This is a genomic window from Qipengyuania nanhaisediminis (genome assembly GCF_045862805.1).
Lineage (GTDB): Bacteria > Pseudomonadota > Alphaproteobacteria > Sphingomonadales > Sphingomonadaceae > Erythrobacter > Erythrobacter nanhaisediminis_A.
Genome location: NZ_AP025760.1, coordinates 1,169,010 through 1,182,411, shown reverse-complemented (window position 1 = coordinate 1,182,411; position 13,402 = coordinate 1,169,010). Strand labels below are relative to the sequence as shown.

Annotated in this window: 14 protein-coding genes; 10 read left to right on the top strand and 4 right to left on the bottom strand. The window is 64.6% G+C overall.

Annotated features, from left to right (window positions below):
- Nucleotides 1–10 precede the first annotated feature (10 nt).
- Nucleotides 11–1,636, top strand: a complete 1,626-nt coding sequence (locus tag ACKTSM_RS05630; RefSeq protein WP_407876143.1) for an FAD-dependent oxidoreductase — start codon at nt 11–13, stop codon at nt 1,634–1,636.
- Between the two features lie 251 nt (nt 1,637–1,887).
- Here ACKTSM_RS05630 and ACKTSM_RS05625 read toward each other — a convergent pair whose 3' ends face one another.
- A complete protein-coding gene (locus tag ACKTSM_RS05625) occupies nt 1,888–2,211 on the bottom strand; it encodes a hypothetical protein (protein WP_407876142.1) in 324 nt (107 codons plus the stop codon).
- A gap of 117 nt (nt 2,212–2,328) precedes the next feature.
- On the opposite strand from ACKTSM_RS05625, the gene ACKTSM_RS05620 reads away from it, so the two are divergent.
- On the top strand, nt 2,329–3,300 hold the full coding sequence (locus ACKTSM_RS05620; protein ID WP_407876141.1) for an endonuclease/exonuclease/phosphatase family protein: 972 nt from the start codon (nt 2,329–2,331) through the stop codon (nt 3,298–3,300).
- A 51-nt stretch (nt 3,301–3,351) separates the two neighbouring features.
- Here the strand turns inward: ACKTSM_RS05620 and ACKTSM_RS05615 are convergent, their stop codons facing one another.
- Complete coding sequence (locus tag ACKTSM_RS05615; RefSeq protein ID WP_407876140.1) at nt 3,352–4,959, bottom strand: phosphoenolpyruvate carboxykinase; 1,608 nt, start codon at nt 4,957–4,959, stop codon at nt 3,352–3,354.
- Between the two features lie 292 nt (nt 4,960–5,251).
- Between ACKTSM_RS05615 and ACKTSM_RS05610 the strand changes: the two genes are divergently transcribed.
- The 7 genes from ACKTSM_RS05610 to ACKTSM_RS05580 all read left to right on the top strand — a co-directional run bounded on the left by ACKTSM_RS05610 (nt 5,252) and on the right by ACKTSM_RS05580 (nt 10,708).
- The gene (locus tag ACKTSM_RS05610) at nt 5,252–6,043 is read left to right on the top strand and encodes a response regulator (RefSeq protein ID WP_407876139.1); all 792 of its coding nucleotides are present in this window, start codon (nt 5,252–5,254) and stop codon (nt 6,041–6,043) included.
- Nucleotides 6,036–7,634, top strand: a complete 1,599-nt coding sequence (locus ACKTSM_RS05605) for a stimulus-sensing domain-containing protein (protein WP_407876138.1) — start codon at nt 6,036–6,038, stop codon at nt 7,632–7,634. Before ACKTSM_RS05610 ends, ACKTSM_RS05605 begins: the two co-directional genes overlap by 8 nt.
- Nucleotides 7,607–8,080 carry an HPr kinase/phosphorylase gene (locus ACKTSM_RS05600; RefSeq protein ID WP_407876137.1) on the top strand — a complete coding sequence of 158 codons (474 nt, stop codon included), beginning with the start codon at nt 7,607–7,609 and terminating at the stop codon, nt 8,078–8,080. Before ACKTSM_RS05605 ends, ACKTSM_RS05600 begins: the two co-directional genes overlap by 28 nt.
- Nucleotides 8,081–8,156: 76 nt before the next feature.
- Complete coding sequence (gene rapZ / locus ACKTSM_RS05595; RefSeq protein ID WP_407876136.1) at nt 8,157–9,101, top strand: RNase adapter RapZ; 945 nt, start codon at nt 8,157–8,159, stop codon at nt 9,099–9,101.
- A gap of 96 nt (nt 9,102–9,197) precedes the next feature.
- Nucleotides 9,198–9,629 carry a PTS sugar transporter subunit IIA gene (locus ACKTSM_RS05590; RefSeq protein WP_407876135.1) on the top strand — a complete coding sequence of 144 codons (432 nt, stop codon included), beginning with the start codon at nt 9,198–9,200 and terminating at the stop codon, nt 9,627–9,629.
- A 3-nt stretch (nt 9,630–9,632) separates the two neighbouring features.
- A complete protein-coding gene (locus ACKTSM_RS05585; protein ID WP_407876134.1) occupies nt 9,633–9,911 on the top strand; it encodes an HPr family phosphocarrier protein in 279 nt (92 codons plus the stop codon).
- Nucleotides 9,908–10,708 (top strand): TrmH family RNA methyltransferase, encoded by an 801-nt coding sequence (locus ACKTSM_RS05580; protein WP_407876133.1) that lies wholly within the window; start codon nt 9,908–9,910, stop codon nt 10,706–10,708. Before ACKTSM_RS05585 ends, ACKTSM_RS05580 begins: the two co-directional genes overlap by 4 nt.
- Before the next feature lie 11 nt (nt 10,709–10,719).
- On the opposite strand, the gene rmuC is transcribed toward ACKTSM_RS05580, so the two are convergent.
- Complete coding sequence (gene rmuC / locus ACKTSM_RS05575) at nt 10,720–12,138, bottom strand: DNA recombination protein RmuC (protein ID WP_407876132.1); 1,419 nt, start codon at nt 12,136–12,138, stop codon at nt 10,720–10,722.
- Between the two features lie 108 nt (nt 12,139–12,246).
- Here rmuC and ACKTSM_RS05570 point away from each other — a divergent pair, with 108 nt between their 5' ends.
- Nucleotides 12,247–12,648 carry a four-helix bundle copper-binding protein gene (locus ACKTSM_RS05570; protein WP_407876131.1) on the top strand — a complete coding sequence of 134 codons (402 nt, stop codon included), beginning with the start codon at nt 12,247–12,249 and terminating at the stop codon, nt 12,646–12,648.
- A gap of 177 nt (nt 12,649–12,825) precedes the next feature.
- Here the strand turns inward: ACKTSM_RS05570 and def are convergent, their stop codons facing one another.
- Nucleotides 12,826–13,398 (bottom strand): peptide deformylase, encoded by a 573-nt coding sequence (gene def, locus ACKTSM_RS05565; RefSeq protein ID WP_407876130.1) that lies wholly within the window; start codon nt 13,396–13,398, stop codon nt 12,826–12,828.
- Nucleotides 13,399–13,402: the final 4 nt, after the last annotated feature.

Genomic DNA, 13,402 nt, shown 5'->3' with positions numbered 1-13,402 from the left:
GCGCTGAGCCGTGGAGCAGCTGGGCGAAGACCTTGGAACCATGCGGCGCGTGCCGCTCGCCGACGAGCATGTCGAGGCGATCAGCGAAATCGGGACCGAGCGCCGGTACGAGGCGGGCGACATCATCGCCGAGATCGGCGACCCGATGGATTGCTTCGTCTATGTCCTCGAAGGCGAAATCGAGGTGGTCGATCCCGAGACCGGCGGGAGGCTGATCGAATCCACGCTCGGCCCCACCCAGTTCATGGGCGAGCTGGGATTTCTCAATCGCGGGGTGCATTACCTGTGCATGCGCGCGGTCTGCGCGACCCGGGTGATCGAGGCCCCGCGCGAAGGCGTGCTCGACCTGATGCGCCGCATTCCCGAGCTGTCCGATCACATCATCACCGTCTTCGCCGCGCGGCGGCGCGCGCAGTTCGAGATGAGCAGCGCGGTGGTCACTCTGCTCGGCGCCGATCGCGACCCGGCCGTTCAGGCGGTCGAACGCTTCATGTCGCGCAACCGCATCCCCTTTGCTAGCTACGACATGGAAGGCGAGGACAGCGAGGTCATCGAAGCCTGCGAACTGGCCGGGAACAAGCCCGCGGTGATCCTCGGCACCGGCGAGAAGCTCGACGATCCCACCCCGCGCAAGGTCGCGCAGTTCCTCGGCCTCGATCTCGACATCTGTTCGCAGCGCGAGTTCGACCTGCTGATCGTCGGCGGCGGCCCTGCCGGCGTTGCCGCGGCGGTCTATGCAGGGTCCGAGGGGCTCGAGGCGCTGGTGGTCGAGGACATGGCGGTCGGCGGGCAGGCGGGCACGTCGAGCCGGATCGAGAACTACATGGGCTTTCCCACCGGGATCAGCGGCACCGACCTCACCTTTCGCGGCCAGATCCAGGCGATGAAATTCGGCACGCGCTTCGTCATGCCGCGCCGGGTCGTGGCGCTCGAACAATGCACAGATGGCGGTTTCCTCGCCCGGCTCGACGAGGATGACGACACGATCCGCGCGCGCGCCGTGCTGGTCGCGACCGGGGTGCAATATCGCCGCCTGCCGCTGCCGCGCCTGCGCAAGCTTGAAGGCGCAGGCATCTATTACGCCGCGACCGAGATGGAAGCCCGCTTTTGCGCGCGCACCGATGCGGTGGTGATCGGCGGCGGCAATTCGGCCGGCCAGGCGGCGATGTTCCTGTCGCGCAGCGCAGCTCGGGTCCACCTCGTCGTGCGCGAGGACAGCCTGGGCGAATACATGTCGAGCTACCTGTCGAAGCGGCTCGAGGCGGCCGACAACATCACGATCCATTTCCAGAGCGAGGTCAGCGCGCTGCACGGCGATGACTGGCTCGAAGGCGTCACGCTCAAGGGGCCCGAAGGCGAAAGCAGGCTCGACACCCGCGCCATGTTCGTGATGATCGGTGCTGCGCCCAATACCGGCTGGCTCGAAGGGCTGGTCGAAACCGACGGGCAAGGCTTCCTCGTCAGCGGCGCGGATGCGGGACAGTCATCGCCGTTCGAGACGGGGACCGCGGGCATCTTCGCGGTCGGCGACGTGCGAGCCGGTTCGGTCAAGCGCGTGGCAAGCGCGGTCGGCGAAGGCAGCGTGGTGGTGAGCGCGATCTGGAGCTATCTCGACGCGCTCGACAATCCGCGCTGATCGGATGCGGCAGGCCTGGCGCCTGCGCCCGTCTCGCATTTTCCTACCCGCCGCGCGCTGGCTAGCCTTGCGGCCATGTTCGTCACACGCGCCTATAATCACCTTTTCCCGATCGAATTTTCCGATCGAAAAAGCGATCTGTGATCGATTGGTTTTTTGCGCCAGGACAGTGTTCCATGTGTTCCAGCCGTGGCTGGCGCACGACGAACCGAGCCCGCCCTTCGGCAGGCGCGATTCGCCTGTTCTGTCGCCTATTTGCGCCCGAACAGGCCCGAGGCCATGTCGGCAATATCGTCGAGCGGGTTGCCGTCGCCATCTCGGTCGAGCATCGAGGCAAAGCTCGAAAGCGAGCCTTCGCCGCCGATCTGTTCGACGATCGAGGACAGCGTGCCGGTGTCGAGCCCGGTCTTCTGCGCGGCAAGTTCGACCGTGTCGCCTTGCATCTGGTGAGTCTGGCCGAGCACCGCGATCGCCTTTTCGGCCATGGCCGGATCGATCCCGATCTTCTCGGCAAGATTGGCCACGTCGTCGGGCGCGCCGCCGATATTCTTCAGGATCCCGTCAAGTAAGCTCATCTGTTGTCTCCATCAAAGTTTGCGCGATCCTGCCCGCTCGGCAGCGCGATGCAAGTATATAAGTGTAACGCGCCGGCCCGCGGGGGAACGCGCCGCCAGTCCGGGGGTTCTAGCCATATGACATTCTGGCAAAAATTCTGGATCGGGCTTGGCGGCATCGCGCTTCTGCTCTCGCTCGTCTCGTTCATCCCCACCGATTTCTGGGCCGTGCGCGCGCTTGACCTCGTGCGCGAACCCTTTGCCTTCGTGCTGCTGATTCTCGGCCTTGCGGCGATCTTTTTCGGCGCGGGTTCGCGCCGCCTGCTCGCGGCCCTGTTCGGTGCTTCGCTGGTAATCCAGGTCTGGCAGGTCTGGCCCTATTGGAGCTTCGCGCCCGAGGAGATGACGCTCGAACGCCCCGGCCCCGACGCCACATGCTTCACCGCTTATTCGGCCAATGTGCTGATGGACAACCGCGATTTTCCCGCGATGACCGCCCAGATCCGGCGATACGATCCTGATATCGTCTTCCTGACCGAGACCGACCAGGCCTGGGTCGATGCGCTCGTCCCCGCGCTCTCGGGCTATCCGACGCTGCGCACGCTTCCCAAGTCCGACACTTTCGGCAAGGTCTTTGCCAGCCGCGTGCCGGTGGTCGATACCGACATCGTCGAACGCCAGGGCGAGGACACGCCGACCCTGTTCGCGGTTCTCCAGCTCGACACCGGCGATGCGATCGAGTTCGTCGGCGTGCATCCGCGCGCGCCGCTTCCCGGCCAGAACACCGAGGAGCGCGACAATTCGATCCTTCGCGCCGCGCAAGCCGCGGGAGGCGGTTTTGCCGGCGGGATCGCGATGGGCGATTTCAACGACGTGCCGTGGTCATCGACCACCAGCAGGTTCCGCGAGGACCAGGGCTGGCGCGACCCGCGCATCGGGCGCGGCACGCACCCCACTTTCCCCAGCGACTATTTGCCGCTGGGCTGGCCGCTCGACCAGATCATGGTCAAGGGCGATGTCACCGTCAGCCGGTTCGACATCCTCGCAGACAACGGTTCGGATCACCGCGCTGTGCTGGGCGAATTTTGCGTCGCTGCGCGCGATGACTGACCGGCCTCGGGCCGGGCGCGCATCTCGCGGCGCCCGGCCCGATGCGATGGCTCAGGCGTTGGCCGGGGCAGCCTTGCGAACGCCCTCGTCGACATGCGCCTCGAACTCGGCGAAATTGTCGATGAACAGCTGGACGAGCTTGGCCGCGGTGGCATCGTATTCGGCCTTGTCGGCCCAGGTCGAACGCGGGTCGAGGATCGACTGGTCGATGCCCTGTTCGGCCAAGGCGGGAACATGGACCGGGACCGCGAAGCCGAAATTGGGGTCTTCGCGATATTCGACCCCGTCGAGGTGCCCGTCGAGCGCGGCATTGAGCAGCGCGCGGGTCGCCTTGATCGGCATGCGGTTGCCGGTGCCGTATTTGCCGCCGGTCCAGCCGGTGTTGAGAAGCCAGCACTGCACGTCGCCCTTGGCGATGCGCTCCTTGAGGAGGTTGCCATAGACGCTCGGGTGACGCGGCATGAAGGGCGCGCCGAAACAGGTGCTGAACGTGGCCTCGGGCTCGGTCACGCCGATCTCGGTGCCGGCGACCTTGGCGGTGTAGCCCGAGAGGAAGTGGTACATCGCCTGCTCAGGAGTGAGCTTGGCGATCGGAGGCAGCACGCCGAAGGCATCGGCGGTGAGCATCACGACATTCGAGGGCACCGGCCCGAGATTGTCCTTGGAGGTGTTGGGAATGTAATCGATCGGATAGGCGCCGCGGGTGTTCTCGGCGAGCGAGTTGTCGTCGAAATCGAGCTCGCGCGTCTGCGGATCCATGACCACGTTTTCGAGCACCGTGCCGAACCGGCGGGTGGTGGCGTAGATCTCGGGCTCGGCCTCTTCGGACAGGCGGATCATCTTGGCGTAGCAGCCGCCTTCGAAGTTGAAGACCGCGGTGTCCGACCAGCCGTGTTCGTCATCGCCGATCAGCGTGCGGCTGGCATCGGCCGAAAGCGTGGTCTTGCCGGTGCCCGACAGGCCGAAGAACACGGCGGTCTTGCCGTCGGCACTGATGTTGGCCGAGCAGTGCATCGGCATCACGCCCTTGACCGGGAGGAGATAGTTGAGAATGCCGAACACGCTCTTCTTCATCTCGCCGGCATAGCGAGTGCCGCCGATGAGAATCAGCTTCTCGGTCAGGTTGACCGCGATCACCGTCTCCGAATTGGTGCCGTGGCGCTCGGGGTCGGCCTTGAAGCTGGGAAGGTCGATGATCGTGTATTCGGGCGCGAAATCGGCCAGTTCCCCGGCCGTCGGGCGCACCAGCAGGGTGCGAATGAACAGGTTGTGCCAGGCAAGCTCGTTGATGACCCGCACGTTGACGCGGTGTTCGGGCTGCGAGCCGCCGAACAGGTCGGCGACATAGAGCGTGTCCTTCGCGCCGACCGCATCGAGGAAATCGGCCTTGAGCGCCGCGAAATGTTCGGGGCTCATCGACTTGTTGACCTTGCCCCACCACACGGTGTCCTCGGTGGTCTCGTCGCGCACGATGAACTTGTCCTTCGCGCTGCGCCCGGTCTTCGCCCCGGTCTGCACGACCAGCGCGCCATGCCTGGACAGCGCGCCTTCCCCGGCTGCGAGCGAAGCTTCGACCAGCTGTGCTGTCCCCAGATTGGTGCGAAGTTCGGCCTTGGTTTCGATACCCTGGGCATCGAGCGAATGAGCGAGGGGGATCAACGGTTATACTCCTGAAAAGAGACGAGGGGTCACTTGCATATGTCTGGGATCAGGCCCCGCGCGCACCGCCGCGTCCGAACACCGAGCGCAGCGATTCGTTGCCGCGCGCATCGCCCGTCCCTGGGCTGCGGCATAGTAGTGCGCCGCGCCCCGGTCAAACCGGCTGCCCGGCGGCATGGCTGCCCGGACGCCATGCGCTACGCAAAAGGGCTGTGTGATTGTGCCTTGCCAGCTAAGCGGCTAATCCGTGCGCCTGCCCATTCTTCCCGTGCGAGGAACCACGAAACCGGCAATGACGACCGATACGCAAGCGAGCCAGACCAAGCCGGACGAGACAGCCGACCCGGCCAGCCGTAACCCGGCCGAGCGCGGCGCGTTCGAGATCGCGCTGGTCGACGATGATCGCAACATCCTCACCACGGTCTCGATTGCCTTGCAGGCCGAGGGGTTCGTCACCCGGCTCTATTCGGATGGCGAGACCGCCCTGCGCGCGCTGATCGAGAACCCGCCGGATCTTGCCGTGTTCGATATCAAGATGCCCAAGATGGACGGGCTGGAATTGCTGCGCCGCGTGCGTGCGCACAGCGCGCTTCCGGTGATCTTCCTCACCAGCAAGGACGACGAGGCAGACGAGGAGGTCGGGCTCGAACTGGGTGCAGACGATTACATCGCCAAGCCGTTCAGCCTCCGGCTCCTGACCGCGCGCATCCGGGCGATCCTGCGCCGCGCCGAACCCGAACGCGCGATCGGCCAGGACGCGGAGCCTGTCGCCAACCAGCACCCGCGTATCGAGCGCGGTAGGCTGTTCATGGACCCCGCGCGCCACCAGGTGACCTGGGACGGCAGGCCGGTGAGCCTGACCGTGACCGAATTCCTCATTCTCGAAGCGCTCGCCGCGCGCCCCGGCGTGATCAAGAGCCGCAACCAGTTGATGGATGCCGCCTATCCCGACGACGTCTTTGTCGATGACCGCACGGTCGATAGCCACATCAAGCGGATGCGCCGCAAATTCCGCGCTGTCGATCCCGAATTCGGCGCGATCGAGACGCTTTATGGCGCAGGCTACAGCTATACCGATGGCTGATACCAACGCCCGCGCGCCCGCGTCAGATCAACCCGCAGAACTGCCCGCAAGCGCAAGGACCGGCACACGGCTGGGCCTCACCGGTCGTTTCCCGCTGACGGCGCGCATCCTGGTGGTCAATATCCTGCCGCTGGCTCTTCTTTCGGGCGGGCTGTTCTATCTCGACATCTACCGCACCCAGCTGATCCAGGAGCGCTTCAAGCTCGCCCGGATCGAGGCGCAGATCACCGCCGAGGCGCTGGCCGGCGCGACCCGCGAAAGGCAGGAGGCGCTGCTGGTCCAGATCGGGCGCGAACAGCGCATGCGGATGCGCATGTTCGATGCCGAAGGGCGTCTTTGGGCCGACAGCTTCGCTCTTGCGGAACCCGCCTTTCAGTTTGACGACATCAATGACGATGACTGGAACCAGCGCTGGGCCCGCTGGCTCGACCGCACGGTCGACACCATCGTCAGCGCCGAAGCGGTGCCCGATTTCGTCGAGCCCGAGGCGCAGACCGCGGATGCCTGGCCCGAACTGGTGGTCGCGCGCGAAGAGGGACTGAGCCAGGTCCGGCTCTATGACTGGCGCGACGGAACCCCGGTAATCACCGCTGCGGCTCCGGTCGGGCTCAACGGGGCGACGCTGCTGACGGTGCGCAACGCGGTCGATATCACCGAAAGCGTGCGGCAGGCGCGTTCGACCCTCGTGCTCGCGGTGCTGCTGGTACTGATCGCGTCGGCGGCGCTCTCGCTCTATCTTGCGCGCACCATCGTCTCGCCGCTGCAATTGCTGGCGCGCGCCGCCCAGCGCGTGCGACAGGGGCGCGAACGCGATGTCGAGGTCCCTCGCCTGCCCGAACGCAGCGACGAGATCGGCCAGCTTGCCCGCTCTGTCTCGGACATGACCACCGCGCTGCGCCAGCGGATCGACGCGGTCGACAGCTTCGCTGCCGATGTCGCGCACGAGATCAAGAATCCGCTCGCATCCCTGCGCAGCGCGGTGGAATCGCTTCCCAAGGTCGATGACCCGGACCTTCGCAGCGAGCTCCAGCAGATCATCACGCATGATGTGCGCCGGATCGATCGCCTGGTGAGCGAGATTTCCGATGCCAGCCGGATCGATGCCGAGATGAGCCGCGCGACCCGCGAGGATATCGACCTTGCCGCGCTGGTGCGCGCGATCATCGGCAGCCGGGAAAACCGCGCCGAGAATGCCGATCACCAGATCGTGCTTGCGGTTCGCGGCCGCCAACCATGCGTTTCGGGCGTGGGTGCCCGGCTCGAACGGGTGGTCGAGAACCTTCTCGACAACGCGGTATCGTTTTCGCCGAGCGATGCCGCGATCGAGGTCGAGATCGCCAATGACGGCGATTGGGTGACCCTGACCGTGTGCGATTCGGGCCCGGGCATCCCCGTCGAATCGCGCGAAAAGGTGTTCAAGCGCTTCCACTCGGTTCGACCCGATGCCGAGGACTTTGGCAATCATTCGGGCCTGGGCCTCGCAATTGCCCGCGCTATCGCCGAGGCGCATGACGGTGCGCTCGACGCGACCGACCGTCCCGATGGGAAGCAGGGCGCCTGCCTGTGCCTGCGATTGCCGGCGGCATCATGAGCGGCGATGCAGAGCCTCTGGAAAATGTCATGGCAGGTGCAAGCGCGGTTGCGATCGATGGCCGCGCACTGATGATCATTGGCGCTTCGGGAAGCGGCAAGTCGTCACTCGCTCTTGCCCTCATTCACCGGGGCGCAGACCTGATCGGCGATGATGCGCTGACCTTGTCGCGCGATGGCGCGCATGTCATCGTGTCACCGCCGCCCAATATCTCCGGAAAGCTCGAAATTCACGGCATCGGGATCGCCGAAATGCCGCTGGGCGCCCCTGCCCCGCTCTCGCTCGTGCTCGATCTCGATGGCCCGGTCACCCGGTTACCGCAGCCCGGTGCCGTGCGCACGATCTGCGGTATCGACATCCCGTGGCTCGGCTTCGATCCGGGAAGTATCGCTCCTGCAGAGCGCGCGCTCGCCGCGCTGCGACTGCACGCCTTGGTGTTCGTATGATGGCTGCGCGCAATCGGGACAGCGGGCAAATTTGCGCTTCCCAACCGCCTTGCGGGACGCGAGAAAAGCATCCGGTATGACCGAAGCCAACGCGCCCCTGCCCTCGCAAGCCGATCGGCGACAGCGCCTGCTGCTCGTGACCGGCATGTCGGGTGCGGGCAAATCGACCGCTCTCGACGTGCTCGAGGATCTCGGCTGGGAAACGATCGACAACTTTCCCGTGCGGCTGCTCGACCGGCTGGTGACCGATCCGGGCCATGCCAGCGATACGCCGCGCGCGCCGCTGGCGATCGGATTCGATTCGCGCACCCGCGGCTTCGTACCGGCCGAGATCATCGCACTGGTCAAGGATCTTGCCGCGCGCGCCGACATCGCGCTCACTTTCATGTTCATCGATTGCGATGGCGACGAGATCGAGCGCCGCTACAACGAGACCCGCCGTCGCCACCCGATGTCGGACGGGCGCCCGGTCAAGGAAGGCATCGCCGCCGAGCGCGAACTTCTCGAACCGCTGCGGCGCTGGGCCGAAGTTGTGATCGACACCTCGGCCATGGCAAGCAACGAGCTCCAGGCCCATGTGCGCGACCTGTTCGAGACTGGCGAAAGCGGGGCGATGACGCTGACGGTGTCGAGCTTCGGGTTCGCCCGCGGCATGCCACCGATCGCCGACCTGGTGTTCGACATGCGGTTCCTCGACAATCCCTACTGGGACGAGGCGCTGCGCGAGAAGACCGGACAGGACCCGGAAGTCGGCCAGCATATCGAGCGCGATCCCGGCTTTGCACCGGTCTACGAGAAGATCCGCGATCTCCTGGTCGACCTTCTCCCGCGCTATGCGAGCCAGGGCAAATCCTACGTCCACATCGCCTTTGGATGCACCGGCGGGCGCCACCGCTCGGTCTTTACCGCCGAGCGGATGGCGCGGGACTTGCGCGATGCGGGATTTTCGCCCACTGTCCGCCACCGCAATCTGGCCTCGCGAGCAGCCGACGAAATCGAAGGCGAACGGCAAGGTGATTGACCGGATTATCACCCGGGAGATCGACAGGTTGCCGCGATGGTGGCACTCGGGACAGCGGCGCTTGGCCGCAGGAACTAACGGACTGAAAACGCTCGTATGATCGGTTTGATCCTGGTTACCCACGGCCGCCTTGCGGAACAATTCGTTGCAGCGATGGAACATGTCGTCGGCAAGCAGGCCGGCATTGCGACGGTGTGCATCGGTCCCAATGACGACATGGAACAGCGCCGCGCAGAAATCTCGGACAAGATCGACGTCGTCGATGGCGGCAAAGGCGTAATCATCCTTACCGACCTGTTCGGGGGTACGCCGTCCAATCTCGCGATCTCGCTGCTCGAGGCAGGCCGCGTCGAAGTGATCGCAGGCATCAACCTGCCGATGCTGATCCGCCTCGCCGGCGCACGCAAGTCGATGGACGTTGTCGACGCGGTAGAGGCCGCGCAATCGGCGGGCCGCAACTATATCACCGTGGCGAGCGAATTGCTCGGAGCGGACAATGCCGCGCGCAAGGCGAGCGGCGGGGGCTGAACGGTGAGCCAGGCACGCAAACAGGTCCAGATCGTCAACAAGCGCGGTCTCCACGCCCGCGCCAGCGCGAAATTCGTCGGTGCGGTGAGCGCCCTTCCCGAAGGCGCGAGCGTGCGCGTTGCCAAGGGCGGCAACGAGGCCGCCGGCGGATCGATACTCGGCCTCATGATGCTCGGCGCAGCCAAAGGCGATACGGTCGAACTGATCGTCGAGGGCGAGAATTGCGAACCCGTGCTCGAAGAACTGGCGGCACTGGTCGAAGACGGCTTCGGCGAAGAGTGAGCGCGCGGCACATCACGGGGTTTTCGAACCCCACGGTCAAATATTGGCGCAGCCTGAGGGACAAGAAGCACCGCAAGCGTGCCGGCCAGTTCCTCGTCGAGGGCCTGCGCCTGCTAGAGGATGCGCGCCAGGCAGGGCGCATGCCGCGCCAGCTGGTCATGGCCGAAGGGCGCGACCCGCACCCCCTGCTTTCGAAGCTCGAGAACGCAATCGGGGATGCGGGCGGCGAGGTGATCACCACCACGCCCGACATCCTTTCCAAGGTCACCGGCAAGTCCAACGCCCAGAGCGTGGTCGGCGTGTTCGACGAATGGGATACAGGGCTCGGCCGGATCGAGCGCGATACTGCCTCGATCTGGCTGGTGGCACAGGACCTGCGCGATCCGGGCAACTTGGGAACCATGCTGCGCACGGGCGACGCGGTAGGTGCAGGCGGGCTGATCCTCATCGACGATTGCGCCGATCCATTCAGCGCCGAAGCCGTGCGTGCAAGCATGGGCGCGGTGTTCACGCAATCTCTCGCCCGCGCGCGCTGGGACGAGTTCGTGCCGTGGCTGCGCGGCGGAGCGGGCCAGCTTGTCGCCGCGAGCCTACGCGATGCGGTGCCCTATCGCGGCGCGTCCTATCAGGCGCCGTGCTTCATCCTTATTGGCAACGAATCCCAAGGCCTTCCCGAAGCGTACGAGGCCGAATGCGACCTGCGCGTGACCATGCCGATGAAAGGCCGCGCCGATTCGCTCAATGCCGCAGTGGCAGGCGCGGTGCTCGCCTACGAGGTGCTCGCGGCTCTTGACTAGTGTGAGCCGAGCTACTCGGCCGCGTCGCGCTGGTCTTCGAGCTGTTCGGCATCTTCGGCGGTGTAGCGCGGCAGAGTCTCGATCTCGGGCACTTCCTCGATCTCGCGCTTTCCGATCTCGATTCCCTTGTCGGCCAGCCGGCGTCCGGAACTCAGAACGTTGCGCTCGAAACTGCCGACGAACTTGTTGTAGTTCTTGACCGCCGTATCGAGCCCGCCGCCCACGCGCTTCATGTGCTCGGCCGCGACGGCGAGGCGATCGTACAATTCCGCTCCGGCCTTCCCGATCTCCATCGCCTCGCGCGCGATCGTGTCCTGCCGCCAGACCTGCGCCACGGTGCGCGCGATCGCGACGAGATTGGTAGGCGTTGCGAGCAGCACCTTGTTGTGAAAGGCAAAGTCCCACAATTCGGGATCGTGTTCGAGCGCTGCGGCAACGAAATGCTCGCCCGGCACGAACATCACCACGTAATCGGGCGCATCGTCAAACTGGTTCTGGTATCCCTTGCTGCCCAGCGTCTGGACATGGTTGCGCATCGATTTCGCGTGCAGGTCGAGGTGACGTTTGCGTTCGTCCTCATCCTCGGCCTCGAAGGCGGCCTGGTAGGCATTGAGCGAAACCTTGGCGTCGATCACAAGGCGCTTTTGACCCGGCACATTGACGATCGCATCGGGACGCAGCCGCCCCTCGTCTGTATCCATCGAATGCTCGAGGTGAAAATCGGTGTGCTCGGCCAATCCGCATTGTTCGAGCACGTTCTGGAGTGCACGCTCACCCCATCTGCCGCGCGCCTTTGGAGCGTTCGTGAGTGAATTGCCGAGCCTTTGCGCTTCGCGCCGGACCTCTTCCTGGCCGCGCTGCATTTCGCTGATTTGCTGGTAAAGCCGCCCGAAGGCATCGACTCGCTGTTTTTCGAGCGTTTCGACCTGCTCCTCGTATTTCTTGAGCCGCTCGCCCACAGGCGACAACAGCGCCTTTAGCTTTTCCTCGGACGCCTTTTCGGCATGGCCGAAGCGTTCGGACGCGCTAGCGAGAAGCTTTTCCTGTGCTGCCGACAACACCTTGGCGCCGGTATTCTCGAATTCCTTGAGCAGCTTTTCGCGGCTTTCCTCAAGCAGCCGTTTCTGCTCTTCGAAACCGGCACGCTCGGCCTTGAACGCGGCGTTTTCCTCACGCAGCTTGTCGAGCGCCTCGGACAAGCGGTCGGCGCTGGCCGCCCGCTCCTTCGCAGCCGAAAGTTCGATCCGGGCATCACCGAGCTCTGCGATCGCTTTCTCGAATTCGCCCTTGCGCTCTTTCGCCTCGCCTTCATGCGCGGATAGTCTTTCGCGCAGGTCGGCAGCCGGGCGGCCGCCGAGCCAGTACCCCCCGGCGAGCCCTGCAAGGACGGCGATAGCGACGATGATCAGTGTAAGAACAGTGGTTTCCATGCGCAGAACATAGCTGGAACGAAGTTAAGCGCCAAGAGCGAAAGCGCCTGTTTTCGGAACCAATCCACCGCGCCGTTCGCTTGGAAGGCAAACACAGGAGCGCTGCAGATGTCGATCAGGGAAATGATCCAGGAACACCCGTCGGTGAAGGACGATTACACCGAGGAACTGGGTGAGGCGGTCAAGCACGCAATGTATGGTGCGGCGATCATCAATTCATGCGCCGATGCGTGTCTCGCCGAGGAGGATGCCAAGAGCCGCGCCGAATGCATTCGCCGCTGCCTCGATGCCTCCGATGCGTGCACCGCGTTCTACCGCATCGGATCGCGCCGCACGGGCGAGAACATTCCGGCAATCAAGGCCGCCGGCGCTGCCGCGGTGATTGCCTGCGAACAGTGCCACGCGCTGTGCTCGATGCATGATGACCCGCATTGCAAGCGCTGTGCGCGAATGTGCGAGGAAGTGATCGCCGATGTGAAGAAAGCGTTGCACAAGCTGCGGCACGATTGATTCTACGAGCCCGCGCCCGCTGCGGGCCGCGCAGTCGCGCTCTGACTGCCTCTAAATAAACGAAAACGGTCCGCGCCGAAGCGGACCGCGAGCGCAAACGCGCGAGCCGCAGGTGCACCGTAGCGAAGCGGAGGAGCTGCACCGAGGACGAAGACGCGGATGCGCCTTCGCAAACGATTACGCCGCCTGGCGGATTTTCTTGAGTTTCTTGAGCGCCATGTTGCGCTTCAACCGCGAGAGATGGTCGATGAACAGGATGCCTTCGAGGTGATCCATCTCGTGCTGGAGGCAAGTCGCCATCAGCCCCTCAAGCTGTTCTTCGTGCTCATTGCCGTCGAGATCCTGATAACGCACGGTGCAGGTCGCCGGACGATCGACATCGGCGTAAATTTCGGGGACCGAAAGACAGCCTTCCTGATAGGTCGACAATTCCTCGGCCGGATCGACGATCACCGGGTTTACGAAAACGCGCGGCTCTTTCTTCGTGGCCGGGTGCGTGTGCTTGTGGCCGTCATGCTCGCATTCGACGGGTTCGGCGTCGGGATCCTCGGGCTGGAGGTCGATCACCAGAAGACGCTTGGGAACGCCGACCTGGATCGCCGCAAGGCCAATGCCGGGCGCGGCATACATTGTCTCGAACATGTCGTCGGCGAGCTTTTTGAGCTCGTCGCCGAATTCTTCGGGCTTGACCGGTTCGGATACGGTCTTGAGCCGCGGATCGGGAACTTCAAGGATTTCCAGAATTGCCATGAGG